General features: G+C 46.7%; 2 protein-coding genes and 1 pseudogene. 2 read left to right on the plus strand and 1 reads right to left on the minus strand.

The features are described 5' to 3' along the window. Positions 1-69: 69 nt before the first annotated feature. Positions 70-1,404: a lysophospholipid acyltransferase family protein gene (locus O9332_RS04795; protein ID WP_288023966.1), complete on the minus strand. Its 1,335-nt coding sequence runs from the start codon at positions 1,402-1,404 to the stop codon at positions 70-72. 422 nt (positions 1,405-1,826) lie between these two features. Between O9332_RS04795 and O9332_RS04800 the strand changes: the two genes are divergently transcribed. Both O9332_RS04800 and O9332_RS04805 read left to right on the plus strand, forming a co-directional pair. Next, complete coding sequence (locus tag O9332_RS04800) at positions 1,827-2,264, plus strand: hypothetical protein (RefSeq protein ID WP_288023968.1); 438 nt, start codon at positions 1,827-1,829, stop codon at positions 2,262-2,264. Between the two features lie 40 nt (positions 2,265-2,304). Next, positions 2,305-2,486 (plus strand): annotated as a pseudogene (locus tag O9332_RS04805) (helix-turn-helix domain-containing protein); the annotation flags it as partial.

Raw genomic sequence — 2,486 nt, forward strand, 5'->3', positions numbered from 1 at the left:
ACCCTTTGAAAATAAGGCTTTTGACCTGTTAAAATCTGATGTTAGTGCAAGAAAATAGGATTGGGACATTCAAAAACCTTGCATTATTCTCCTCGTAGTACATAAACTGGTACAAAAAAAGAGGGCAACAAAGCCTGAAACGACCGACGACCGGCTACTGACTCCTGACTCCTGACTCCTACCCCCAGGAAAAACTTTTTCAGCAAACCCTAGATAATGACCGGTGACGACGACAAAATTCTCCACCCATCTCATGTGCCAGAGATGTTGATGCGCTTCCGACGCGACTAGAGCCGCCAAACCCCTTTCCACGTCCGAGAGGGTTTGGATGTCCACGTCCCGACGATAGATCCAATCCCAGACCGTATCCTCGATATCCTGGGCGCGTTCGAGCAAATTGCGATCGCTATGGGGCTGCATTTGCAGATATCCCTCCAACATTTTTAATACTGCGTCCATCAATCCCTGTAAACGCAGGGTTAATCCCTCGATCGGACTCAAATTGGCTAACTTTGCCGCTTGTTCCTCTAACTGAATGGCGGTATGGAAACGCCGATCAAAACTTTCCATTTGTTCTAATAAATATTCAGCAATACGCAATAGTTTCGGGTAGAGTAGGGCCTCTTCCTCTGGGGTCAATTGCTGCTCTGGATTCCATTCCCTCGATGAGAGAGAGTTTTCTAATTGCCGATTGGCCCCATCCCCCGGAGGAAAACCACATTCGCGCTCGATCGCCCCACAGAGTTGCCAAATCTTCGGCCAGGGATTTTCTAAATACTGATACCTCACACCGATGGGGACAATAGACAGCTGCTGATTCTCCCCCGCTGCCACCAGATCCTCGACACACCAAAAACTGGTTTGAGCGCAGCCCAATTCTAAACGACTGACCAGTTCGCCGTGACCGTTGGTATAGCCTTCCGGCGCAATGGCCAAGGGAAATTGCCCGCGAACGTAGAGATGGCGCAGGGTACGCAAACAGCCGAAATCGGGACGACCGCGGATCACGGGAACGCCACCGATCGCCGGTAAGAGCCAATTAGCCACTGGACCTGCCCAGAGGGGAATCCCTCGATCGTAGAGAAAATAGCCAAAAACTGGCTTATTTAAACTTATTCCCTCATTGGCATCTATTTTAGGCAGGTTGCTATGAAGATAATGGATCAAGGAGGGGGGATCGTTAGTGCTGGAATGACGATAGGCAAGCAGAAACCGCAACTGTCCAGCTTGGAAACGGCCGTAACAATCGACGAGAATTTCGCTATTTTCCCCTTCCACCCGCTCAATCTGACATTGCGATCGCAAATAGAAGGGCAACAGCCGATAAATTGCCGCCAAGACCAAGGGGTTAAAATGGGGGGCGAGAAATTTTAGCGGTGATTGGGCGCGGATAGGTTTTGTCATCGGAGAATGAGTTTATTATGGATAGAACAGAATCAAGGATTTTGAGCGGAGCCGGAGAAAATTATCGGTTCACCTAAGTATGATATTTGATTTTTTTCCATCTTCAATGCTCCTAAGTAGGGCTGGCTGAATAATGGTAAAAACCTTGTTGGGTAAGACTTTTAGACTTTTTGTCAATCAAAAAGTACCAGGCATGGCAGTGATGAGGGGGAAAATTGAGGCACTTTTTCCCTGAAAATTAGGTAATTGGCCACCTCAAAACCGGTAAAACCCCACACCCCACACCCCACACCCCACACCCTGTCCCCACGAAAAACTTTTTCAGCAAACCCTAAGTATCGGCGGACAAACTAGCCGCCGGTAAACCTCGATCGCCCGCTCTGACCTTCTCATCATTAACCGATCTAACTTTAACAACGCCCGTGAAACAACTGATTCAAGCCTTGGCTCTTTTGGGATTACTAGGAATCGCTGGATTGCTGCTTTTATTTCTTGCTCCTTCCTGGCCGACCCTTTTCGGTGTACTGGTTCTCGATCCCCGCGCTTTCGTCACCATTAAATCCCTGCGCTTTGGTTTGGAAGAAGCGATTATCGTTGTCTTTATCGCTAGTGTTTCCGAGGCGATCGGACAAAGTTTTGTCTTATTTATTAACCGGATTCCCCCCAGCCGCTTTATTTTTAGTTTATTAATTACTTCTATTCTCTACGCTTTTAATTTTGGCATTTGGGCCGCTGGACTTTGGCTAGTCACTATCCTCTTATTTCGGGGTGATACCCGCCTATTTGAGGTGGCCAGTACCCTAGGATTTATACTTTGCACGGCTACAACTTGCATTTTTTACTCAAGGACAATAATATAGTTTAAGAGTCATAATTAGAAGCAAAGCACTCATTAAAAACATGATTAACCTAGAATTCACGGAAGAAGAAAAGAACTCACTGTCTTAGGAAAGATTTCATCATCCCCATCCCCGGGTTCAACTGAAGATGGAAGTTCTCTGGTTAAAGAGCCAAAAGATACCGCACCAAAAAATTTGTCAGTTAGCAGGAATCTCGCCAAATACCTTATTAACCTATCTTCG

Origin of the sequence: Microcystis sp. LE19-10.1B (genome assembly GCF_027530565.1) — a bacterium.
In the GTDB taxonomy this organism is placed as follows: domain Bacteria; phylum Cyanobacteriota; class Cyanobacteriia; order Cyanobacteriales; family Microcystaceae; genus Microcystis; species Microcystis aeruginosa.